The organism is Psychromarinibacter sediminicola (assembly GCF_029168335.1).
In the GTDB taxonomy this organism is placed as follows: Bacteria; Pseudomonadota; Alphaproteobacteria; order Rhodobacterales; family Rhodobacteraceae; genus Psychromarinibacter; species Psychromarinibacter sediminicola.
In genome coordinates this window covers 11,524-32,508 of record NZ_JARGYC010000056.1, presented here as the reverse complement: position 1 = coordinate 32,508, position 20,985 = coordinate 11,524, and the positions used below count along the sequence as shown (strand labels likewise).

At 70.0% G+C, this 20,985-nt stretch carries 22 protein-coding genes and 1 tRNA gene; 15 read left to right on the top strand and 8 right to left on the bottom strand.

The window, feature by feature from the left end:
* Window positions 1-116: 116 nt before the first annotated feature.
* From speD to cobA, 4 genes are all read right to left on the bottom strand, one after another.
* Window positions 117-632, bottom strand: coding sequence for an adenosylmethionine decarboxylase (gene speD, locus P1J78_RS18025; RefSeq protein ID WP_275568771.1), 516 nt, complete (start codon window positions 630-632; stop codon window positions 117-119).
* Between the two features lie 204 nt (window positions 633-836).
* Window positions 837-2,063, bottom strand: coding sequence for an MFS transporter (locus tag P1J78_RS18020; RefSeq protein WP_275568770.1), 1,227 nt, complete (start codon window positions 2,061-2,063; stop codon window positions 837-839).
* Between the two features lie 39 nt (window positions 2,064-2,102).
* Window positions 2,103-3,368, bottom strand: coding sequence for a cobyrinic acid a,c-diamide synthase CobB (locus P1J78_RS18015; RefSeq protein WP_275568769.1), 1,266 nt, complete (start codon window positions 3,366-3,368; stop codon window positions 2,103-2,105).
* 73 nt (window positions 3,369-3,441) lie between these two features.
* Complete coding sequence (gene cobA / locus P1J78_RS18010) at window positions 3,442-4,293, bottom strand: uroporphyrinogen-III C-methyltransferase (protein ID WP_275568768.1); 852 nt, start codon at window positions 4,291-4,293, stop codon at window positions 3,442-3,444.
* Window positions 4,294-4,374: 81 nt separating this feature from the next.
* Between cobA and P1J78_RS18005 the strand changes: the two genes are divergently transcribed.
* From P1J78_RS18005 to P1J78_RS17960, 10 genes are all read left to right on the top strand, one after another.
* Window positions 4,375-5,421, top strand: coding sequence for a cobalt-precorrin-5B (C(1))-methyltransferase (locus P1J78_RS18005; protein WP_275568767.1), 1,047 nt, complete (start codon window positions 4,375-4,377; stop codon window positions 5,419-5,421).
* On the top strand, window positions 5,418-6,152 hold the full coding sequence (locus tag P1J78_RS18000; RefSeq protein WP_275568766.1) for a cobalt-precorrin-6A reductase: 735 nt from the start codon (window positions 5,418-5,420) through the stop codon (window positions 6,150-6,152). The genes P1J78_RS18005 and P1J78_RS18000 overlap by 4 nt, the downstream gene beginning before the upstream one ends.
* Window positions 6,149-6,778 (top strand): DNA-3-methyladenine glycosylase family protein, encoded by a 630-nt coding sequence (locus tag P1J78_RS17995; RefSeq protein WP_275568765.1) that lies wholly within the window; start codon window positions 6,149-6,151, stop codon window positions 6,776-6,778. Before P1J78_RS18000 ends, P1J78_RS17995 begins: the two co-directional genes overlap by 4 nt.
* Entirely contained in the window at window positions 6,775-7,440 is a 666-nt protein-coding gene (locus P1J78_RS17990) for an alpha/beta hydrolase (RefSeq protein WP_275568764.1), read from the top strand. Before P1J78_RS17995 ends, P1J78_RS17990 begins: the two co-directional genes overlap by 4 nt.
* Window positions 7,441-7,752: 312 nt before the next feature.
* Window positions 7,753-9,474: a hypothetical protein gene (locus P1J78_RS17985; protein WP_275568763.1), complete on the top strand. Its 1,722-nt coding sequence runs from the start codon at window positions 7,753-7,755 to the stop codon at window positions 9,472-9,474.
* Window positions 9,475-9,753: 279 nt separating this feature from the next.
* Complete coding sequence (locus P1J78_RS17980) at window positions 9,754-10,338, top strand: HNH endonuclease (RefSeq protein WP_275568762.1); 585 nt, start codon at window positions 9,754-9,756, stop codon at window positions 10,336-10,338.
* Window positions 10,339-10,474: 136 nt separating this feature from the next.
* Window positions 10,475-10,559 (top strand) — tRNA-Leu (locus tag P1J78_RS17975).
* Between the two features lie 52 nt (window positions 10,560-10,611).
* Window positions 10,612-11,004 (top strand): DUF1801 domain-containing protein, encoded by a 393-nt coding sequence (locus tag P1J78_RS17970; RefSeq protein WP_275568761.1) that lies wholly within the window; start codon window positions 10,612-10,614, stop codon window positions 11,002-11,004.
* Between the two features lie 138 nt (window positions 11,005-11,142).
* Window positions 11,143-12,483 carry a trigger factor gene (tig, locus tag P1J78_RS17965; protein WP_275568760.1) on the top strand — a complete coding sequence of 447 codons (1,341 nt, stop codon included), beginning with the start codon at window positions 11,143-11,145 and terminating at the stop codon, window positions 12,481-12,483.
* Between the two features lie 174 nt (window positions 12,484-12,657).
* A complete protein-coding gene (locus P1J78_RS17960; protein WP_275568759.1) occupies window positions 12,658-13,083 on the top strand; it encodes a globin domain-containing protein in 426 nt (141 codons plus the stop codon).
* Between the two features lie 145 nt (window positions 13,084-13,228).
* Here the strand turns inward: P1J78_RS17960 and P1J78_RS17955 are convergent, their stop codons facing one another.
* From P1J78_RS17955 to rpsF, 4 genes are all read right to left on the bottom strand, one after another.
* The gene (locus P1J78_RS17955) at window positions 13,229-14,419 is read right to left on the bottom strand and encodes a PQQ-dependent sugar dehydrogenase (protein ID WP_275568758.1); all 1,191 of its coding nucleotides are present in this window, start codon (window positions 14,417-14,419) and stop codon (window positions 13,229-13,231) included.
* Between the two features lie 181 nt (window positions 14,420-14,600).
* Complete coding sequence (rplI, locus tag P1J78_RS17950; protein WP_275568757.1) at window positions 14,601-15,251, bottom strand: 50S ribosomal protein L9; 651 nt, start codon at window positions 15,249-15,251, stop codon at window positions 14,601-14,603.
* Window positions 15,252-15,261: 10 nt separating this feature from the next.
* Entirely contained in the window at window positions 15,262-15,489 is a 228-nt protein-coding gene (gene rpsR / locus P1J78_RS17945; protein ID WP_088664074.1) for a 30S ribosomal protein S18, read from the bottom strand.
* Between the two features lie 16 nt (window positions 15,490-15,505).
* Window positions 15,506-15,862, bottom strand: a complete 357-nt coding sequence (rpsF, locus tag P1J78_RS17940; protein WP_275568756.1) for a 30S ribosomal protein S6 — start codon at window positions 15,860-15,862, stop codon at window positions 15,506-15,508.
* Window positions 15,863-16,080: 218 nt separating this feature from the next.
* Here rpsF and fabD point away from each other — a divergent pair, with 218 nt between their 5' ends.
* The 5 genes from fabD to mltG all read left to right on the top strand — a co-directional run bounded on the left by fabD (window position 16,081) and on the right by mltG (window position 20,891).
* Window positions 16,081-17,019, top strand: a complete 939-nt coding sequence (gene fabD / locus P1J78_RS17935; RefSeq protein WP_275568755.1) for an ACP S-malonyltransferase — start codon at window positions 16,081-16,083, stop codon at window positions 17,017-17,019.
* Between the two features lie 77 nt (window positions 17,020-17,096).
* Window positions 17,097-17,834 carry a 3-oxoacyl-[acyl-carrier-protein] reductase gene (gene fabG, locus P1J78_RS17930; protein WP_275568754.1) on the top strand — a complete coding sequence of 246 codons (738 nt, stop codon included), beginning with the start codon at window positions 17,097-17,099 and terminating at the stop codon, window positions 17,832-17,834.
* 185 nt (window positions 17,835-18,019) lie between these two features.
* Entirely contained in the window at window positions 18,020-18,256 is a 237-nt protein-coding gene (locus P1J78_RS17925) for an acyl carrier protein (protein ID WP_275568753.1), read from the top strand.
* Between the two features lie 200 nt (window positions 18,257-18,456).
* A complete protein-coding gene (gene fabF, locus P1J78_RS17920; RefSeq protein WP_275568752.1) occupies window positions 18,457-19,716 on the top strand; it encodes a beta-ketoacyl-ACP synthase II in 1,260 nt (419 codons plus the stop codon).
* Window positions 19,716-20,891, top strand: coding sequence for an endolytic transglycosylase MltG (gene mltG / locus P1J78_RS17915; RefSeq protein WP_275568751.1), 1,176 nt, complete (start codon window positions 19,716-19,718; stop codon window positions 20,889-20,891). Before fabF ends, mltG begins: the two co-directional genes overlap by 1 nt.
* Window positions 20,892-20,985 lie beyond the last annotated feature (94 nt).

The following is a 20,985-nucleotide window of genomic DNA, read 5'->3' as shown; positions in this document are numbered from 1 at the left end:
CCGTCCCGCGCATCATCACCCCCAGCATGCCGTGCAAAGGGTGAATCACGTTCTCAAACCCCTGTCGAGGCAGAGTTTTTCAGCAGCCTGTTAGAAACTGTCCCTCGTGGCATGCCTTACGCGGCGCGGACCTCTTCGACGAGCCCGTCGCCCCGGAGCAGCTCCTTCACCCGCACGTCATGGGTCGCGAAGGCCCGCTTCAGCACGTCGACCGCCCGCCACGGCTCGGCATCGCCGCACATGAACACGTCGAAGGCGCCATAGCCGATCTCCGGCCAGGTGTGCACGCTGATATGGCTTTCGGCCAGCACCGCCACGCCGCTCACGCCCTGGGGCGAGAACTTGTGGGTGTGGATGTGCAGCAGCGTCGCGCCGCATTCGTCCACGCAGTCGCGGAACGCCTGCTGGATGCGCGATTCGTCGTCCAGCCCGGTGCCGTTCACCACTTCGAGGATCAGGTGCGTGCCCGCGAACACCCGTCCGTCGCGGCGGATGAAGTGGTCGTCGCGGTCCTCGTCGAACAGGTCGCGGGTGGTGGTGGTGTCGGTGTCCGCGATGCGGACGCAGGAATCTTCCTCGTGGGCGCCTGTCTCCAGACCGATCCCCAGTTGGAAGAGGTTGGCGCCGTCCATGGCACGCCCCCTTCTAGCCAGCAGATTGAATCCAGAGGTTCCTTAGCGCCCCCCCTTCGGTCCCTTGCGGACCCCGGAGTTGGGATCGGTCCCTCGCTCGTGCGGCGCATCTAGGGGAGGCGCAGGATTCGTGCAAGGGAAATTATCTCAGCAGGAGTGAGAAATTTTTTCGCCCGCCGCGATCGCCTCTCGCAGGGGCGCGGCCTACTCCTCGGCCGGGCGCAGCACGAGCCAGATCAGCGCGCCGCCGGCCAGCGCCAGGAACGGGATCATCGCCATGTTCACCGCGGCCCAGCCGGCCTCGGGCGTGCCGCCGGAGCAGTTCATCAGGCCGCCCGAGGCCAGCGAGGCCAGCGTCACGCAGCCGAAGACGATCATGTCGTTCATCCCCTGCACCCGGCCGCGTTCCTCGGGCGTATGCGCTCCGGCCAGCATCGTGGTCGCCCCGATGAAGCCGAAGTTCCAGCCGATGCCCAGCAGGATCAGCGCGACGAAGAAGTTTTCCACGTCGACGCCGGCCAGCGCCACACCGCCCGCCGCCGCCAGCGTCGCCAGCCCCAGCGCGATGATCCGCTCCACGCCGAATCGCGCGATCAGGTGGCCGGTGACGAAGCTCGGCGCGAACATCGCCAGCACGTGGCCGGTGACGATGTCGGCGGCGGTGTTCTGCTCGAAGCCGCAGCCGACGACGGCGAGCGGCGTCGAGGTCATCACCAGGTTCATCAGCGCATAGCTGACCATGGCGCAGATGATCGCCACCGCGATCCGCGGCGTCTTCAAAAGCTCCCAGCGCGACCGGCCCTTCGGCGCGTCGGCATGCGGCGCCGGCGGGCGCGGGATGTCGAGGAACAGAAACAGCGCCGAGCCCGCGACGTTCACCGCGATCACCGCAAGATAGGTGCCCAGGAACGGCACGACCATCGCGTCGCTCGTCGCCTTCACCAGCTGCGGGCCGATGATCGCCGAGAACAGCCCGCCCGCCATCACCCAGGAGATCGCCTTGGGCCGGAACGCCTCGCTCGCCGTGTCGGAGGCGGCGAAGCGGTAGAAGCCCTGCGCCGACATGTAGACGCCGGTAAAGGCCGAGCCCACGAGGAACAGCGCGAAGGACTGGTGCAGAAGCCCCAGCGCCCCGATCCCGCCGCCCAGCGCGCCGCAGGCGCTGCCCAGCCAGAACCCGGCGCGGCGGCCGAAGCGCTGCATGATCGCCGACATCGGCGTCGCCGACAGCATCGAGAACAGCACGATCAGCGAGATCGGCAGCGTCGCGAAACAGGCATTCGCGGCCAGCGACTGTCCCGCCAGCCCGCCGAGCACGAAGATCATCGGCATCTGGCTGCCCAGGATCGCCTGGGCCGCCACCAGGATGACGACGTTGCGCTTGGCGCGGCGGTCCGTGACGGGCGCCTGATCGTGGGTGAAGTCGGTCATTGCGATTCGCTTACCGCGCGGCCCCGGGGAAGAAAAGCCTCACGCAGGGTCGATCACATGCGCAAAAGAGCCGCAGACCCGGCCGGCGCGCAGGCCCATGGGCGGCAGCTCGGCCCCCTCGGCGTCACTCGCGTGGAACAGCGGCGGGCCCTCGGCCGCGACCGTCGTGGCATAGTGGAACTCGTGCGCGTTGAGCGGCCCGGCGAACGGCCCGCCGGTCGGCACCAGCCGGCGATAGCCCAGATGCAGCCGGCGGGTCTCGAAACTGGTATGCAGCCGCAGCAGCCCGGCCATCGGGTGGGCGATGCCGTCCGCATCGGTCAGCGCCTCGCCCAGCACCATGAAGCCGCCGCATTCGCCATAGATATCCGCGTGCTCGGCGGCGGCCCGCAGGCTCGGCAGAAAGCGGGCTCCGGCCGCGAGTCGCCCGGCATGAAGCTCCGGGTAGCCGCCGGGCAGGAGGATCAGGTCGGCCTCGGGCGCCGGCGCGTCCGCCAGCGGCGAGAACGGGCGGATCTCGGCGCCCGCCGCGCGCCAGTCGGCCAGCAGATGCGGGTAGGCGAAGGCGAAGGCCGCGTCGCTGGCCACGGCGATGCGTTGCGCGGGCGGCGGACCGACCGGCGCCGCCGGCGCCGCGGGCAGGGGCGCGGCGAGGCCGGCCAGGGCGTCGAGATCGACCGCCGCGGCCACCGCCTCGGCCGCCGCGTCGAGCCAGCTGTCGAGATCGGCCCGCTCCTGCGCCTGCACCAGCCCCAGATGCCGCGAGGGATGGGTCAGCCCGGACTGGCGGGGCAGGGCGCCCAGCACCGGCAGGCCCAGCGGCGCCAGCGCCCGGCGCAGCATCGCCGCGTGGCGCGGGCTGCCCACGCGGTTCAGGATCACCCCGGCGACGCGCACCTCCGGGTCGTGCGCCGCGAAGCCGGCGACCAGCGGCGCGACCGACTGCGCCATGCGGCCGGCATCGACCACCAGGACCGTCGGCAGGCCGAGGAGACGGGCGAGGTCCGCCGTGGCGCCGCGGCCCTCCGGCGGCGCCCCGTCGAACAGTCCCATCGCGCCCTCGATCAGCAACAGCCCGTCGCCCGCCGCCAGCGCGCGGAGGCGGGCCGGCGACATCGCCCAGGCGTCGAGGTTGGGGCAGGGCCGGCCGCAGGCGGCCTCGTGAAAGCGCGGGTCGATATAGTCGGGGCCGGACTTGGCGCCCCGCGCGGCGACCCCGCGCCGCGTCAGCGCGCGCAAGAGCCCCAGCGTCAGCGTCGTCTTGCCGCTCCCCGAGGACGGGGCGGAGAGGATCAGGCCCGGCATGGCAACGTCGCCGCGGGGCGTGCCTCCGGCGGGCCTATTTGGGCCAGGATGAAGCCGGGCGCGCGCATCGCGGTCAGGCAGTGTCCGCCGGCCGGCCGCGCCCCAGCGGGTCGAGATTGCGCGGCGCCGTGCCCGCGGCCAGCGCCTGCCAGTCCAGCACCTGCCGCATCAGCACCGAGCGTCCGACGCAGACGATCGCGGGCGGCTCCAGCCCGGCGGCGGCGATGTCCGCCTCCATCGTGCCCAGCGTCGTCTCCAGCACCGTCTGCGCCGGCGTCGTGGCCGAGACGACCACGGCGCAGGGCTCGGTCTCCGGCCGCCCGGCCTCCAGCAGCGCCCCCGCGATCCGGGCGATATGCTTCATCGCCATGTAGATCACGATCACTTGCGAGCCCTTCGAGATCGCTTGCCAGTCCAGCCCCGACGGCGTCTCGCCGGACTGGTCGTGGCCGGTCACGAAGGTCACCGACTGGTTCACGTCGCGATGCGTCACCGGGATGCCGGCATAGGCCAGCCCGCCGATCCCGGCGCTGATTCCGGGGACGATCCGCACCGGCACGCCGTGCTGGATCAGCGTCTGCGCCTCCTCGCCGCCGCGGCCGAAGACGAACGGGTCGCCGCCCTTCAGCCGCAGCACCCGGCGCCCCTCGCGCGCCAGCTCCACCAGCCGCAGCGAGATGTCGCGCTGTTTCGCCGAGGGCTTGCCGCCGCGCTTGCCGGCATAGGCATGCTCTGCCTGCGGCGCCCAGTCCAGGATCGCCGGCTCCACCAGCGCGTCGTAGACGATCACGTCGGCCTGCCGCAGCGCGTTCACCGCATGCAGCGTCAGAAGCCCCGGATCGCCCGGCCCCGCGCCGCAGAGCCAGACCCAGCCGGGCTCCAGCCGCGGCCAGTCGAAGGCGGGAAGGTCGGGCGAGTCGGTCATGCGGGCGCTTATGCACCCTGGCGCCGGCGCGGAAAAGCGTGGATTGGCGTTGCCGCCGGCCGCGCCTATAGTCCCGCCGCCATGAGCCGGAAACCCCAAGGAGACCTGCGCCGCGGCTGGACCACGGGCGCCTGCGCCACCGCGGCGACGCGGGCGGCGCTGCAGCGGCTGTGGGGCGGGGCGTTTCCGCGCGCCGTCACCATCACCCTGCCGCGCGGCGAGACGCCCACCTTCGCCGTGGCCGAGGCGCGCGCCGGCGACGGCTGGGCCGAGGCGGGCATCGTCAAGGACGCGGGCGACGACCCCGACGTGACCCATGGCGCGCTGATCCGGGCGCGCGTGGCGGCCTCGGGCGGCGGCATCGTGTTCCGCGCGGGCGAAGGGGTGGGGACGGTCACCAAACCCGGCCTGCCGATCCCGCCGGGCGAGCCGGCGATCAACCCCGTCCCGCGCGAGATGATGCGCAAGGTGGTCGAGGAAGAGGCCGCAAGTCACGGGAAAGACCCGGATATCGAGATCACCGTCTCGGTGCCGGGCGGCGAGGCCCTGGCGGCGAAGACCTGGAACCCCCGGCTGGGCATTGCCGGCGGGCTGTCGATCCTCGGGACCACCGGCATCGTCCGGCCGTTCTCCTGCGCCGCCTGGATCGCCTCGATCCATCGCGGCGTGGACGTGGCCCGCGCCGCCGGCACGCCGCATGTCGCCGGCTGCACCGGCGCGACCAGCGAGCGCGTCGTCCAGGCGCTGCACGGCCTGCCGGACCATGCGATGCTGGATATGGGCGATTTCGCGGGCGGATTGCTGAAATACCTCAAGACCCACCCGGTCGCGCGGCTGACCATTGGCGGCGGAATCGGCAAGATCACCAAGCTGGCGCAGGGGGCCGCGGACCTGCACTCGTCGCGCAGCCAGGTGGATTTCGACGACCTGGCGCGGCGCTTCGACATGCCGGAGCTGGCCACGGCGACGACGGCGCTGGAGGCGGCAGAGACCGCCGGGCCGCGCCTGGCGGCCTGGGCGGCGGAGGCGGCGCGGGCCCACGCGGCGGCCAGGCTGGAGGGGACGGGCATGCAGGTGGACGTCGTCGTGATCGACCGCGGCGGGCGGATCCTGGGGCAGGCGGGATGAGGCTCCTGCTGCTGGCCGGAACCGCCGAGGCGCGGCAGGTCGCGGGCCGGATCGCCGGGATGCGCGGCGTCACGGCGCTCGCCTCGCTCAACGGCGACACCAGCCACCCGGCCCAGCTGAAGCTGCCGACGCGGATCGGCGGCTTCGGCGGGCGCGCGGGGTTCGAGCTCTACCTGCGCCGCCACTCGATCGACGCGGTGCTCGACGCCACCCATCCCTTCGCGGTGAACATCACCCGGCGCACTGCCGAGGTCTGTGCCGAGACCGGCGTCGCCTATGCCCAGCTCCTGCGCCCCGAATGGGAGCCCGGGCCGGGCGACGCCTGGACCTGCGCCGACCGCGAAGAGGCGGTGGCCGATCTGATCCCCGAAGGCGCGACGGTGTTCCTGGCGACCGGCCCGAAGGGCATCGGCCGGTTCCACGGGCTTGCCGGGCGCCGGATTCTGTGCCGCCGGATCGACCAGGCGCGGGGCGCGTTTCCGTTCAAGGGCGGCGACTGGATCGTCGCGCGCCCGCCCTTCACCGTGGCCGACGAGATCGCGCTGTTCCGCGCCCACGCCGTCGACTGGCTGGTGGCGCGGAATTCCGGCGGCGGCGCGGGGCGGGCAAAGCTGGACGCGGCGCGCGAAATGGGGTTGAACGTGGCCATGATCCGGCGGCCCGCCCAACCCGACGTTCTGCGCGTCCCCGACCCGGAGGCCGCCGTGGCCTGGGTTCGCGATCTGCGATGACCGGGCGGATCATCGAAACCCCCGATTGCGTCGCCGAGGGCGCGGCCTATCTCGCCGCCCGCGAGCCGCGCTTCGCCCACGCGCTGGAGCAGACCGGCCCGCTGCCGCTGCGCCGCAAGGCCGACGGGTTCGAGCCGCTCCTGTCGGCCATCGTCAGCCAGCAGGTCAGCGTCGCCGCGGCCGACGCGATCTGGGGCCGGCTGCGCGCGGCGCGGCTGACCGGGCCGCGCAAGGTGAAATGGGCAAGCGAGGACGCGCTGCGCGCCTGCGGCCTGTCGCGCCAGAAGATCCGCTATGCCAAGGCCCTGGCCGCGGCGGGCATCGACTTCCGCCGGCTGCGCGCGATGCCCGACGAAGAGGTCGTGGCCACCCTGGTCGACGTGCCCGGCATCGGCCGCTGGACGGCCGAGATCTACGCGATGTTCTCGCTGGGCCGGGCGGATGTCTTCGCGCCCGCCGACCTGGCGCTGCAGGAAAGCGCCCGGCTGCTGTTCGAGACCGAAACCCGCCCGACCGAGAAGGAGCTGCGCGCGATGGCCGAGGACTGGGCGCCCTGGCGGGCGGTTGCGGCGCGGCTGCTCTGGGCCTACTACCGGGTGGCGAAGGACAGGGAAGGCATCAGATGATCCGGGACTTGAAGAGCGGACGGCGCGCGGCGGCGTCGGGGCAGGCGAAATCGGTGGTGGTGTTCCTGCACGGCTACGGCGCGGACGGCGACGACCTGCTGGGCCTGGCCGAACCGCTGGCGCCGCATCTGCCCGACACGGTCTTCGTCGCCCCCGACGCGCCGGAGCCCTGCGTCAACAACCCGATGGGGTATCAGTGGTTCCCGATCCCGTGGCTCGACGGCTCGTCCGAGGCCGTGGCGGAGCAGGCGATGATGCAGTCGGTGCAGGATCTCAACGCCTATCTCGACGGCGTGCTGCTGGAAGAGGGGCTGACCCCGGACCGCATGGTGCTGTTCGGCTTCTCCCAGGGCACGATGATGAGCCTGCATGTCGCGCCCCGCCGGCCCGACCCGGTGGCGGCGGTGGTGGGCTTTTCCGGCCGGATCCTGCAGCCCGAGACATTGGCCGAAGAGGCGGTGTCGAAGATGCCGGTGCTGCTGGTCCATGGCGACCAGGACGAGGTCGTGCCGCCGCACTCGCTGTCCGAGGCGGGCAACGCGCTGCAGGAGGCGGGCTTCGAGGTCTACGCCCACGTGATGGAGGGCACCGGCCACGGCATCGCCCCCGACGGGCTGTCGGTGGCGCTGGCCTTCATCCGGGAGAAGCTGAAGATCGCCTGACACCGCGCCGTCCGGCGGCGTTCGGTCCGTCGTGATGGCGGGGCCGCGGAGGCCCCGGCGTGCCGCTGGCGGCGCCAGGGCGGCCCGTATCCCCCGGAGGTGCCCGGCTTTTTGGCAGGATGTTGCCGAAGCGCCCTGCGCGGCGGGCGGCTGTCGCGGGGAGATGTTGCAGAAATGCTATTCCGGCCGGCCGGCGCGGCGGGTTCCGGCCCGATCCCGGGCCAGCAGGATTTAAACCCTGTTCGATCTGTGGCAAACAGAACCAAAGCGGAGCTGCCCCGCGCCAGGATGAACTGACCGGAGGCCCTTTTGATGGCTGTTCGCAGCTCCCGCCGTGCCGCACGGCTGCTTTTCGCGGCGCTCGCCGCCAGTGCCGCGCCCGTCGCGCTGATCCCCTCTGTCGCGCAGGAATATGTCGGTGTCTTCGCCGAGCCGGAAAGCCCGACCGACCCTGCACCCGCGCCCGTCGAGACGCACGCTTGGCCCACGGGGCCGGAGGTCACCCGCGGCACCTTCTACGACGGCGGCGAGACGCCGCTCGAACTGCAGCCCCACCGGCTCGGCGCGTTCGATACGGCCAACACGCTGCCCGAGGGCACCCTGTCGCTCTATGTGGGCCAGAAACAGACCTTCGATGCGAGAACCGGAACCGGGAACCAGGCCTATTTCGGCGGCGGCCGGTACGCGCCCACCGACCGGCTGACGCTGGGCTTCGACTTCTGGAGCTATGTCGACCCGGTGGTCGCGCCGATCGGCGGCGGCTACCCGCATGTCAAAATGGAGCCGATGGCCGTGTCGGCCGAATACCGGCTCTTCGAAAGGGGCGCCCTGGCGGGATCGGTGCTTGGGTCGCTGGAGGGCTACAACCGCCTGAACTCGTCGCTCTACGGCGGCAAGGCGACCGGGCAATTCGTCGGCGCGCTAAAGGCGCCGTTCACCCTCGATATGTCGTCGCGGTTTCAGTTCCACCTGACACCGGCGGTCTCCGTCTTCCCCGACAGCGTCAACGGCCAGCCGTTCTACGGCACCATCGCCTCGCTCGGCGGCGGGGTCAGCTACAAGCCCAGCCGTCGGCTGAGCTTCTACGGGGCGGTCGAGGTTCCCTTCGGCCCCGGCGGCAATACCATCGACGGCAGCGGGAATTACGTGAACGTCCCGGTCTGGACCGTGGGCGGCCGCTACAACGTCTCGCCCAAGGTGGCGCTCGACGCCTTCGTGACCAACTCGGTGGGTATGACCCCGGCGACCGGGATTCTGACGATCTTCCCCGACGGCGACACGCCGCTTCTGGGGGTCCAGCTGACATTCACGCCGGGCGCGAGCTATCCCGAATCCTATCGCGGGCGGCCGGCCGAGCTCACGGCGCGGCAGGAAAACCTCCAGCATGACGGCTTCACGCTGGGCTCGCCCGGCGTCCTCGACCCGCTCACCTTCGCGCCGCTGGCGTGGTACGGCGGCGGCGAGAACTATGGCTTCGGCACGTCGGTGGGCATCTCGCGCGACTTCGGCGCCGATATCTACTACGAGCGCTATTCCCTCGACCCCAGCGTCGACCCCGCGCTCCGCCCGACCAATGAGCCGCGCTACATGTTCGGCCCGAAACTGCGGTTCCTCGACCAGAACAACGGCGATCCGTTCAACCTGTCGGCGCGGCTGCTGTTCGGGCGCAGCAGTTCCCTCGTCGGCGTCTATTCCCTCGAGGGGATGGCGAGCTACGACGTCAACGACCGGCTGACCGTGTCCGCCAATCCGCGCCTCGCCGGGTTCGGCAATGTCGATCTCTTCGCCCTGGGCGGCGGCGTCAACTACGAGCTGTTCGACGGGCTGGAAGTGATCGCCGAGGCCAGCGCCGTGTTCGGCGACTCGGACCAGGCGACCTGGGCGGCCGGGCTGCGCTACAACGCGCCGAACAGCGGCATCTCCGTCGATGTCAGCGCCACCAACGCGATCGGCCGCTACGGCATCGGAACGCTGGTGGCGCAGGACGATCCGCGTTTCTCGATCGGCGTGTCGAAGTCGTTCAGCCTGCGATGACGCGGATCGCGCGGGCGGAATAGCCCGCCGGCCCGCGCGCGCGTCCCTCTGCCGCGAGAGGCGACGCCCGTTCGGGCGTTCGCCGGCGGCCTTGCGCCCCCGTCCTGCCCGCTCTGTCATAAGCCTGTCGCCTTTTCGTTCTACGCAATGTGCGGCAACACCGCATCTAGCGGGACTTGCACGGTGCGAAACGCCATATATAGTCAGGGTTAATCCGGGGCGGTTCCCCGCTCTGGTGCCGAAGGTTACGGGGCAGTCAGGGCGCAGACGGAGTCGGTCATGCAGGCGGAGTTCAGAACCAGTTTCGTGAGGGAGCAGACCTCGCTCAGGCAGCATCCGGCGCTGGTGCTGAACGCGGATTACCGGCCGCTGTCCTACTACCCGTTATCCGTCTGGCCGTGGCAGGAGGCGGTCAAGGCGGCGTTTCTGGACCGCGTCGACATCGTGGCCGAGTACGACGATGTCGTCAGAAGCCCCTCCATCGAGATTCGAATACCCTCCGTCGTGGTGCTGAAGGATTACGTGAAACCCCAGAAGCGCGTGGCCTTCACGCGCTTCAATCTTTTTCTGCGGGACGAATTCCGCTGCCAGTATTGCGGCTCGAAGGGCGATCTGACCTTCGACCACGTGGTGCCGCGGTCGCGCGGCGGGGTGACCAGCTGGGAGAACGTGGTGGCGGCCTGTTCGCCCTGCAACCTGAAGAAGGGCTCGCGCAGCCTGCGCCGCGCCGGCATGGCGCTGCGCAAGCCGCCGCGCCAGCCGGGGGCGGAAGAGATGCGCAACATGGGCCGCAAGTTCCCGCCCAACCACCTGCACGAGACCTGGATCGACTTTCTCTACTGGGACGCCGAGCTGGAGGCCTGAGACGGTGAGGGCCGGAGGTCGCCGCGTCGTCCCGGCGGTGCGCGCGGCGGCCGCCGCCGGAATGCGTATTTGTCACGAGAAGAAGCCCGTATTGCCTCTATCCCCGCCGGTTGCGCTTTGCTATGAGCCGGCGCGTGCGGGTGTGGCGGAACTGGTAGACGCACCAGATTTAGGTTCTGGCGCCGCGAGGCGTGGAGGTTCGAGTCCTCTCACCCGCACCACGCGCGTCGGCATCGGCGTAGGGGGCCGGCCTGCGGCGTGCTATCCTGGCCCATGGGCTTCGACAGCATAGACGCCTTTCACGCCAGCCTGACCGAGGCGGATCGCGTCATCTGCGACCGGCTGCGCGCGGCGATCGACGACACGCTGCCGGAGGCCGAGCGCCGGATCTGGCACGGCCACCCGGTCTGGTTTCTCGACGGCAATCCGATCGTCGGTTACAGCCGCCTGAAATCCTGCATCCGCTTGCTGTTCTGGAGCGGCCAGTCCTTCGAGACGCCGGGCCTGGCGCCCGAGGGCAAGTTCAAGGCGGCCGAGGCGCGCTATACCGCCGTGTCGCAGGTCGATCCGGCGCTGCTGACCCGCTGGATCGCGGAGGCGCGGGTGGTCCAGTGGGACTACAGAAACATCGTCAGGCGCAAGGGACGGCTGGAGCGGCTGGTCTGAGGCGGCATGCCGGCCCGGACCGTCCCGCGCGCGGCCGGGTTTCCGCTTGCGAAGCCGGGTTGCCGGCCCTATTAGGGCGTCTGATTTTGCGCGGCCGCGCGCCCCCCGTCGCCGCGGCCCTGGGAGAATGAGGACGATATGCAGGTCACCGAGACCCTCAACGAAGGTCTGAAGCGCGAGTACTCGATCAAGCTGACCGCCGACGAACTGGACGAGAAGGTCAACGCCAAGCTCGCCGAGGCCCAGCCCGAGGTGCAGTTGAAGGGCTTCCGCAAGGGCAAGGTGCCGATGGCGCTGCTGAAGAAGCAGTTCGGCCAGCAGGTCATGGGCGAGGCGATGCAGGAAGCCATCGACGGCGCCATGTCGCAGCATTTCGAGGATACCGGCGACCGCCCGGCGCTGCAGCCCAACGTCGAGATGACCAACAAGGACTGGCAGGAAGGCCAGGACGTCGAGGTGTCGATGTCCTACGAGAAGCTGCCGGAGATCCCCGAGGTCGACATGAAGGCGCTGTCGCTGGAGAAGATGGTCGTCACGCCCGCCGACGCCGATGTCGACGAGGCGCTGCAATCGCTCGCCGCCTCGGCGCAGAACTTCGAGGACCGCGAGGCGGGCGCCGCGGCCCAGGACGGCGACCAGGTGGTGATCGACTTCAAGGGCTCGGTCGACGGCGAGGAATTCGAGGGCGGCGCGGCCGAGGACTATCCGCTGACCCTCGGCTCCGACAGCTTCATCCCCGGCTTCGAGGAACAGCTCGTCGGCGCCAAGGCGGGCGACGAGGTCGAGGTCAAGGTGAGCTTCCCCGAGGAATACGGCGCCGAGCACCTGGCCGGCAAGGAGGCGACATTCGCCACCACGGTCAAGGCGGTGAAGGCGCCGGAACCCGCACCGGTGGATGACGAACTGGCCAAGAAATACGGCGCCGAGGATCTGGAGGCGCTGAAGGGCCAGATCCGCGAGCGGCTGCAGGCCGAATACGACCAGGCCGCCCGCGCGGTGATGAAGCGCAAGCTCCTCGACCAGCTGGACGCGCAGGTGCAGTTCGACCTGCCGCCGAGCCTGGTGGAGACCGAGGCGAAACAGATCGCCCACCAGCTCTACCACGAGGATCACCCGGACGATCACGGCCACGACCACGGCGAGATCGAGCCGACCGACGAGCATTACAAGCTCGCCGAGCGCCGCGTGCGGCTGGGCCTGCTGCTGGCCGAGCTGGGCCAGAAGAACGACATCCAGGTCTCCGACTCCGAGATGACCCAGGCCGTCATGCAGCAGGCGCGGCAGTATCCGGGGCAGGAGCGGCAGTTCTTCGAGTTCGTCCAGCAGAACCCGCAGATGCGCCAGCAGATCCAGGCGCCGATTTTCGAGGACAAAGTGGTGGACTATGTCTTCGAACTCGCCGATATTTCGGAAAAGCCGGTCTCCAAGGAGGAGCTCCAGCAAGCCGTCGAGGCGCTGGAGGAGGAAGACGCAGGCTGACGTCCTTCTGGGGAGGAGGATGAGGGGGGTCGCCTTGCGGGGCGGCCCTTCTTTCTTTTCTGCCCTGCGCGGGCCGCGTTTCCCGCGGCGAAGGCCCGGCGGCTTGAGATGGATCAAGGCTGCCGCCCCGCCCGCCGCCTAGCCTGAACGGGCCGGGACGGAGAGGAACGCGCCATGCCTGTGACCCATGAACAGATCGCGCTGATCCGGTGGAGCTTCGACAAGCTGAAGCCGCGGATTCAGCCCGCCTCGACCTTCTTCTACGAAGAGCTGTTCCGATTGCGCCCCGATCTGCGGCCGATGTTCCGGACCGACGACATCGCGGGGCAGGGGATGAAGTTCATGACCACCCTGGAGGCGGTGCTCGACTATATCGAGACGCCGCAGGCGCTGGCCGAGCGGATCGAGGAGCTGGGCCAGCAGCATCGCCGGCTCGGGGTCACGGCCGAGATGTTCGCGCCGATGGAGGAGGCGCTGATCGAGACCATCCGCGACGGGCTGGACGGCGATCTCGGGGCGGATGTGGAGGCGGCGTGGCGGGCGGCCTATGCCGATCTGCAGGCGGCGATGATCGACAAGGGGGATATTCCGGAGGGGTAACGGGAAGCGTCCGAGGTTGGACGCTATGCCAAGTCTTTGATTTTTTTGCCGCTAGCGGTAACGGGCATCGGCGTCCGCGCGCTGCACGACAGGGGGCGCCGCGCGGCGGACCGCCGGGCAGCACCCCGCCGCGGCGCCGGGCGCGTCACCCGGCCGGGGTCAGCCGCACCAGTTCCCCGTCGTCGGCGTCGATCAGGATCAGCACCGATCCGTCGTCGTCCACAACCACGTCGCGTACCCGGCCGATATCGGGCAGGAACCGTTCCTCCTCGGTCACCCGTCCGTTCTCGACCGACAGGCGGACCAGCGCGCCGGGGCTGAGCGAGCCGATCAGCAGGTCTCCCTGCCAGGCCTCGAACATCCCGCCGTCATAGACCGTCATGCCGGAAGGCGCGATCACCGGATCCCAGAAATAATCCGGCTCGTCGAAGCCGCGGGCGGCGTGATCCGCCTCGCCCGAGCCGACCTCGGTGCCGCTGTAGTTCACGCCATAGGAGACGACCGGCCAGCCATAGTTCTTGCCGGCCTCGGTCAGGTTCAGCTCGTCGCCGCCCTTCGGCCCGTGCTCGACGGTCCAGAGATCGCCCTCCATGAAGGTGGCGCCCTGGATGTTGCGGTGCCCCAGCGACCAGATGCCGGCCGCGGCGGTCTCGTCGCCGGCAAAGGGGTTGTCGTCGGGGACGGTGCCGTCCGGATGCAGCCGGATCACCTTGCCGAAGGTCTTGTCCATCTCCTGGGCGTATTGCCGGTATTCGACCGTGAAATGCTCGCCCGTGGTGATGAAGACGTGGCCCGCGCCGTCGAACAGGATGCGGCTGCCGAAATGGGCGGGGACCGGCACGGCGGGCTCCTGCACCCAGATGTCCTCGACCCCGGAGACGCGGGCGTAATCCTCGGACAGGGTGCCGCGGGCGGCGGCCGTGGCCGTGGCGTTGCCCACCGGCTTGGCATAGGTCCAGTAGATCATCCGGCTGGTCTCGAAATCGGGCGCCAGCGCCACGTCGAGCAGGCCGCCCTGCTGCATCGCCACCACGTCCGGAATGCCAGCGATCGGGTCCGACAACGTGCCGTCGGCACCCACGTGCCGCATCCGGCCGGGCCGCTCGGTGACCAGATAGCCGCCCTCGGGCAGCACGGCGACGCCCCAGGGATGCTCCAGCCCGCCGGCGACGGTCGTCGTCTCCAGCGTGACGCCGGAGGCGACCTGCGGCGCGCGGAACTGCGCCTCGAAGGCGGGGGCGAACTCGGTGTTGCGGGTGCCGTAGTCGAACAGGTCCTGGGCGTGAAGCGGCGCGGCCGTCAGCGCGGCGGCGGCGAACAGGGCAAGGCGGGGCATGATCTCTCCGTCTGTCTGTGATCCTGGCGGAGAAGATGAGGCGGCGGGGCGCGGAATCAAGCGCGGCGACGCTCTTGCGTCTGGTCGGCGGGCAGGTCGAAGAACGGGCCGGAAGGGCCTGTCCAAAAAAGAAAAAGGCCGCCCGGGCGGGGCGGCCTTTCGATCTACGCGGCGGACACGATCAGGTGTTCCGCTCGCCCGACAGGTCGGGCTGCTCCTCGCCGCTGTCCTCGCTCTCGGGCGTGTCGACGACCGACAGATCCTCGTCCTCGGCGGTCGCGGCGCCGATGTCGTCGAACAGTTCCGAGATCTCGAATTCGGCCTCGGCCTCTTCCTCGGCGGCGACATCCTGGATCGACTTGCCCTGCGCCTGCAGCTCGGCCTCTTCCGGCGAGCGGGCGACGTTCAGGGTGACGATGGCCTCGACCTCGGGGTGCAGCACGACGGTGATCTCGCGCAGGCCCAGCTCCTTGATCGGCTCGCCGATGACGACCTGCTTGCGGCTGACCGACAGGCCCTCTTCCTTGGCCACCGCCTCGACGTCGCGGGGCGTGACCGAGCCGTAGAGCGAGCCGCCGTCCGACGCCGCGCGAATCACGACGAACTTGGCGCCGTCGAGCTTCTGCGCCAGCGCCTCGGCCTCTTTCTTGGTCTCGAGGTTGCGCGCCTCCAGCTCGGCCTTCTGCGCCTCGAAGGCGGCGACGTTGTCTTTCGAGGCCCGAAGCGCCTTCTTCTGCGGCAGCAGGAAGTTGCGCGCGTAGCCCTCTTTCACGCTGACGACGTCGCCCATCTGGCCGAGCTTCGCCACACGTTCGAGAAGAATGACATCCATGATGGCCTCCTTACTTCACGGCGTAGGGCAAGAGCGCGAGGAAGCGGGCGCGCTTGATGGCGCGGGCCAGCTCACGCTGCTTCTTGGACGACACCGCGGTGATGCGGGACGGCACGATCTTGCCGCGCTCGGAGATATAGCGCTGCAACAGGCGCGTGTCCTTGTAGTCGATCGCGGGCGCATTGTCGCCGGAGAAGGGGCAGACCTTGCGGCGGCGGAAAAACGGTTTGGCTGCCATGGTTTACACTCCTGTCCTAGCGGCGCTCGCGACGGCCGCCGTCGCGGTCGTCCTTCTTCTGCATCTGGATCGACGGGCCTTCGGCGTGTTCGTCGACCTTGATCGTCAGCACGCGCATCACGTCGTCGTGCAACCGCATCAGGCGCTCCATCTCCTGGATGGCCGGCGCGGGCGCGTCGGTCCGCAGGAAGGAGTAGTGGCCCTTGCGGTTCTTCTTGATCTTGTAGGCCATCGTCTTGACGCCCCAGTACTCGGAATCGACGACCTTGCCGCCGTTGTCCGACAGGACGGTGCCGAAATGTTCGATGAGACCCTCGGCCTGCGTGTTGGACAGGTCCTGGCGCGCGATGAAGACATGCTCGTACAGCGGCATGTACTCTCCACTTCTTTTCAGGGCGCATTTCATAGGACCGGCCGGGTCGGTCCCTCCGCTGGCCGGGCCACGAGAGGCTGCGCCGGTGTCGGGTGTTCGCGAAGGGAAGCGTCCGCTTACAGCGAAAGCGGGTATCGTGCAAGGGCCGGTCGCGGGCGGATTGCCACGGGCCGCGCCGCGCGCTATCCCGCCCGCTGACCAGACAGGGAGGGACAGCCATGAGCCGCGCATTCATCTTTCCGGGCCAGGGGGCGCAGACGATCGGCATGGGCCGGGCGCTGGCCGAGGCCTACCCGGCGGCCCGGGCGGTCTTCGAGGAGGTCGACGACGCGCTCGGCGAGGCGTTGAGCGCGCTGATCTGGGAGGGCGAGCTGGACGAACTGACGCTGACCCAGAACGCCCAGCCGGCGCTGATGGCGACCTCGCTGGCGGCGATGGCGGCGCTGAAGGCCGAGGGCGTGGGCGTCGAGGCCGCGGGCTACGTGGCGGGACATTCGCTGGGCGAGTACTCGGCGCTGGCGGCGGCGGGGGCGCTGTCGGTGGCCGACACGGCGCGGCTCCTGCGCATCCGCGGCCGCGCGATGCAGGAGGCGGTGCCGGTCGGCGAGGGAGCGATGGCGGCGCTTCTGGGCCTGGACTTCCAGGCCGCGGCGGCGGTGGCGAAGGATGCCGCACAGGGCGAGGTCTGCGTGGCGGCCAACGACAATGACCCCGCGCAGGTGGTGGTCTCGGGCCACAAGGCGGCCGTCGAGCGGGCCGTTGAAATGGCCAAGGGGGCCGGCGCGCGTCGGGCGGTGATGCTGCCGGTGAGCGCCCCGTTCCACTGCCCGCTGATGGCGCCGGCGGCCGAGGCGATGGCGGCGGCGCTCGACGCGGTGGAGATCGCCCGTCCGGCGGTGCCGCTGGTGGCCAACGTGGTGGCCGAGGCGGTGAGCGATCCCGAGACGATCCGCGGGCTGCTGGTCGAGCAGGTAACGAGCGCGGTGCGCTGGCGGGAATCGGTGGCCTGGATGGCGGCGCAGGGCGTGGACGAGACCTGGGAGATCGGCGCCGGCAAGGCGCTGACCGGCATGGTCCGCCGGATCGAGAAGAGCCTGGCGACCCGGGCCGTCGGGACGCCGGAAGAGGTGACGGCGGCGGCGGAGAGCCTGGGCTGAGGCCGGTTGGCGACGGCGTTTGCGCCTAGCTCCGCGCCCTGCTATCGCAACGCGGACCGAAACAGCGGAGCACGGGCATGTTCGATCTGACGGGAAAGGCGGCGCTGGTCACCGGCGCCTCTGGGGGAATCGGCGGCGCCATCGCCACGGCGCTGTACGGGGCCGGCGCGACCGTCGGCCTGTCGGGCACGCGGACCGAACCGCTGGAGGCGCTGGCGGGCGAGCTGGGCGACCGGGCGCATGTGCTGCCGTGCAACCTGAGCGACCGCGACGCCGTCGCCGCGCTGCCGAAGCAGGCCGCCGAGGCGATGGGCGCGGTGGACGTGCTGGTGAACAATGCCGGCATCACCCGCGACAACCTGTTCCTGCGGATGACCGACGAGGAATGGGACAGCGTGCTGGAGGTGAACCTGACCAGCGCGATGCGGCTGTCGCGCGGCTGTCTGCGCGGCATGATGAAGGCGCGCTGGGGCCGGATCGTCAATATCGGCTCGGTCGTCGGTGCCGCGGGCAACCCGGGCCAGGGCAATTACGCCGCCGCGAAGGCCGGGCTCGTCGGCATGTCGAAGTCGCTGGCCTACGAGGTGGCCGGCCGCGGGGTGACGGTGAACGTCGTCTCGCCCGGCTTCATCACCACCGCGATGACCGAGAAACTGACCGACGACCAGAAGGCCGCGATCCTGAAACAGGTGCCCACCGGCCGCATGGGCGAGGCCGACGAGATCGCCGCCGCGGTGCTCTATCTGGCCAGCCCCGAGGCCGCCTATGTCACCGGTGCGACCTTGCATGTGAACGGCGGGATGGGCATGTTCTGAAGGCGTCCGAGGCCCCCGAAAAACGGTTGCCTCTGTTCGCCGATATGGTATAGGCGGCGCACATTTCGCCGGGGCCGCAGCGCGCCCACGGCGACTCTGGCGCGCTCGAGCGGGCAAAGAGACGCCCCTTTGCGGGGCAAGGAAAAAAGACGGGTGCGGACCCCGAGTAGGAATGAGGAACGAAGATGAGCGACGTCGAAAAGCGCGTTAGGAAGATCGTGGTGGAGCATCTGGGTGTCGAAGAGGAGAAGGTCACCGAATCCGCCTCCTTCATCGACGATCTGGGCGCCGACTCGCTGGACACGGTCGAGCTGGTGATGGCGTTCGAGGAAGAGTTCGGCATCGAGATCCCGGACGACGCGGCCGAGACGATCCAGACCTTCGGCGACGCGGTCTCGTTCATCTCGCAGCACAGCGACTGATCCGCAGACCCCAAGGGCCGGACCGGATGGAGGCGCCCCGCGGGGCGCCTTTCTGCTTTGGTCCGTCCGCGCGCGGCCCGGCGATTGCGGCATGCGGGCGGCGCTTCGGAGCCCGTCCGGGGCGCACAGGGCATGGCGGGCTTGCCCCCGCCCAAGCGGGCCGTGTATCAGATGGCGGCGGAAACACGTGAGGTAGAGCGATGCGGCGAGTGGTCGTGACCGGGCTGGGGATGGTGACTCCGCTGGCCTGTGGCGTGGAGGAAAGCTGGTCCCGGATCCTGGACGGACAGTCCGGGGCGGGGCCGATCACCAAGTTCGACGCGAGCCGGGTGGTGACAACCTATGCGTGCGAGGTGCCGCTGGGCGACGGCTCGGACGGCACGTTCAACGCCGACGACTGGATGGAGCCCAAGGAGCGGCGCAAGGTCGACGACTTCATCCTGTTCGGGATGGCGGCGGCCGACCAGGCGGTGCGCGACGCCGGCTGGATGCCCGAGGACGAGGAAGACCGCCTGCGCACCGGCGTGATGATCGGCTCCGGCATCGGCGGGCTGCAGTCCATCGAGGCGACGACCCAGCTCATCGCCGAGAAGGGGCCGCGGCGCGTGTCGCCCTTCTTCATCCCCGGCGCGCTGATCAACCTGGTCTCGGGGCAGGTGGGCATCCGCTACGGCTTCAAGGGGCCGAACCACGCCGTGGTGACGGCCTGCTCGTCCGGGGCCCATGCCATCGGCGACGCGGCGCGGCTGATCCAGTGGGGCGATGCCGAGGTGATGATCGCCGGCGGGACGGAAAGCTCGATCTGCGAGATCGGCATCGCCGGCTTCAACGCCTGCAAGGCGCTGTCGACGAAATACGCCAACGACCCCAAATCGGCGAGCCGGCCCTATGACGCCGACCGCGACGGCTTCGTGATGGGCGAGGGCGCGGGCGTCGTGGTGCTGGAGGATTACGACCACGCGGTGAAGCGCGGCGCGAAGATCTATGCCGAGATCCTGGGCTACGGCCTGTCGGGCGACGCCTATCACATCACCGCCCCGTCCGAGGACGGCGACGGCGGCTATCGCTCGATGGAGGCGGCGCTGAACCGCGCCGGGATCGAGCCGGCCGATGTGGACTACATCAACGCGCACGGCACCTCGACCATGGCCGACACGATCGAGCTGGCGGCGGTGGAGCGGCTGATGGGCGCGGCCGCGTCGAAGGCGACGATGTCCTCGACCAAGTCGGCGACCGGCCACCTGCTGGGCGCGGCGGGCGCGATCGAGGCGATCTTCTCGATCCTGGCGATCCGCGACCAGGTGGCGCCGCCGACGATCAACCTGGACAACCCCGACGTCCAGCCGAAGCTCGACCTGGCGCCGAACACGCGGCGCGACCGCGAGGTGAAGGTGGCGCTGTCGAACTCCTTCGGGTTCGGCGGCACCAATGCGTCGCTGGTGCTGGGGGCGCCCGGCTGATGTGGCGCTCGGTCGCGTCGAACGGGCTGACGCTGCTGATCGTGCTGTGCATCGCCGCGGCGGGCGTGATCGGCTGGGGCAAGGCGCAATACGTGGCCGAGGGACCGCTGGACGCGCCGATCTGCCTGCAGGTGAAGCCGGGCGAGACGATGGCGGGCGTGGCCGAGGATCTCTCGGGCCGCGGCGCCGTCAGCAGCCCGCGCATCCTGCGGATCGGGGCGGATTACAGCGATCGGTCGGGTGACCTGAAGGCCGGCAACTTCCTGATCCCGGAACGCGCCTCGATGCAGGAGATCGTCGCCGCGGTCACCGGCAGCGGGCGCAACACCTGCGGCACCGAGGTGGTCTACCGGATCAGCGTGAACAGCGAGACGGTGCAGGTGCGCGAGCTGGACCCGGGCACCAACCGCTTCGTGGAACTGGTCAGCTTCGACCCGGACGGCGAGGACGTGGCGCAGGCGCAGGCGCTCTACGAGCAGTACCGCGACCAGGTGGGCACCCAGTTCCGCATCGTGGTGGCCGAGGGCGTCACCAGCTGGCAGATCGTCGAGGGGCTGAAGGCCGTCGACGTGATGACCGGCGCGGTCGAGGAGATCCCCGCCGAGGGCTACCTGGCGCCCGACAGCTACGAGGTGCGCACCGGCGACGACCGCGGCGAGCTGCTGGCCGAGATGCGCGCGCGGCAGGAGGAGCGGATCGACGAGGCCTGGCGCAACCGCGCCGAGGATCTGCCCTACGAGACGAAGGAAGAGGCGGTGATCCTGGCCTCCATCGTCGAGAAGGAGACCGGGATCGCGACGGAGCGGGGGCAGGTCGCCTCGGTCTTCGTGAACCGGCTGGAGGAGGGGATGCGGCTGCAGACCGATCCGACGGTGATCTACGGCGTCACCAATGGGCGCGGCGTGCTGGGCCGCGGGCTGCGGCAGAGCGAGCTCAGGGCGCGCAACGACTACAACACCTATGTCATCGACGGGCTGCCGCCGACCCCCATCGCGAATCCGGGGATGGACGCGCTGGCTGCGGCGACGAACCCGGCGGACACGGACTTCCTGTATTTCGTGGCCAAGAGCCTCGATCCCGGCGACGGGCACGTCTTTGCCGAGAGCTATCCCGAGCACCAGGACAACGTGGCGGCCTACCGGCGGCTGGAAGCCGAGGCGGCGCAGGGGAACTGAGGGCGGGACCCCACGCTGCACGGCGTTCCGCCGCGCGAGGCAGGTGGAAATGTCCCACGGCTGACCCAGTGTCGTATAGTGTGTCGGTGCTTCC

Coding starts and splice junctions, on each gene's coding strand:
- speD (WP_275568771.1), bottom strand. CDS start 632: ATGGACGGCGCCAACCTCTTCCAACTGGGGATCGGTCTGGAGACAGGC.
- P1J78_RS18020 (WP_275568770.1), bottom strand. CDS start 2,063: ATGACCGACTTCACCCACGATCAGGCGCCCGTCACGGACCGCCGCGCC.
- P1J78_RS18015 (WP_275568769.1), bottom strand. CDS start 3,368: ATGCCGGGCCTGATCCTCTCCGCCCCGTCCTCGGGGAGCGGCAAGACG.
- cobA (WP_275568768.1), bottom strand. CDS start 4,293: ATGACCGACTCGCCCGACCTTCCCGCCTTCGACTGGCCGCGGCTGGAG.
- P1J78_RS18005 (WP_275568767.1), top strand. CDS start 4,375: ATGAGCCGGAAACCCCAAGGAGACCTGCGCCGCGGCTGGACCACGGGC.
- P1J78_RS18000 (WP_275568766.1), top strand. CDS start 5,418: ATGAGGCTCCTGCTGCTGGCCGGAACCGCCGAGGCGCGGCAGGTCGCG.
- P1J78_RS17995 (WP_275568765.1), top strand. CDS start 6,149: ATGACCGGGCGGATCATCGAAACCCCCGATTGCGTCGCCGAGGGCGCG.
- P1J78_RS17990 (WP_275568764.1), top strand. CDS start 6,775: ATGATCCGGGACTTGAAGAGCGGACGGCGCGCGGCGGCGTCGGGGCAG.
- P1J78_RS17985 (WP_275568763.1), top strand. CDS start 7,753: ATGGCTGTTCGCAGCTCCCGCCGTGCCGCACGGCTGCTTTTCGCGGCG.
- P1J78_RS17980 (WP_275568762.1), top strand. CDS start 9,754: ATGCAGGCGGAGTTCAGAACCAGTTTCGTGAGGGAGCAGACCTCGCTC.
- P1J78_RS17970 (WP_275568761.1), top strand. CDS start 10,612: ATGGGCTTCGACAGCATAGACGCCTTTCACGCCAGCCTGACCGAGGCG.
- tig (WP_275568760.1), top strand. CDS start 11,143: ATGCAGGTCACCGAGACCCTCAACGAAGGTCTGAAGCGCGAGTACTCG.
- P1J78_RS17960 (WP_275568759.1), top strand. CDS start 12,658: ATGCCTGTGACCCATGAACAGATCGCGCTGATCCGGTGGAGCTTCGAC.
- P1J78_RS17955 (WP_275568758.1), bottom strand. CDS start 14,419: ATGCCCCGCCTTGCCCTGTTCGCCGCCGCCGCGCTGACGGCCGCGCCG.
- rplI (WP_275568757.1), bottom strand. CDS start 15,251: ATGGATGTCATTCTTCTCGAACGTGTGGCGAAGCTCGGCCAGATGGGC.
- rpsR (WP_088664074.1), bottom strand. CDS start 15,489: ATGGCAGCCAAACCGTTTTTCCGCCGCCGCAAGGTCTGCCCCTTCTCC.
- rpsF (WP_275568756.1), bottom strand. CDS start 15,862: ATGCCGCTGTACGAGCATGTCTTCATCGCGCGCCAGGACCTGTCCAAC.
- fabD (WP_275568755.1), top strand. CDS start 16,081: ATGAGCCGCGCATTCATCTTTCCGGGCCAGGGGGCGCAGACGATCGGC.
- fabG (WP_275568754.1), top strand. CDS start 17,097: ATGTTCGATCTGACGGGAAAGGCGGCGCTGGTCACCGGCGCCTCTGGG.
- P1J78_RS17925 (WP_275568753.1), top strand. CDS start 18,020: ATGAGCGACGTCGAAAAGCGCGTTAGGAAGATCGTGGTGGAGCATCTG.
- fabF (WP_275568752.1), top strand. CDS start 18,457: ATGCGGCGAGTGGTCGTGACCGGGCTGGGGATGGTGACTCCGCTGGCC.
- mltG (WP_275568751.1), top strand. CDS start 19,716: ATGTGGCGCTCGGTCGCGTCGAACGGGCTGACGCTGCTGATCGTGCTG.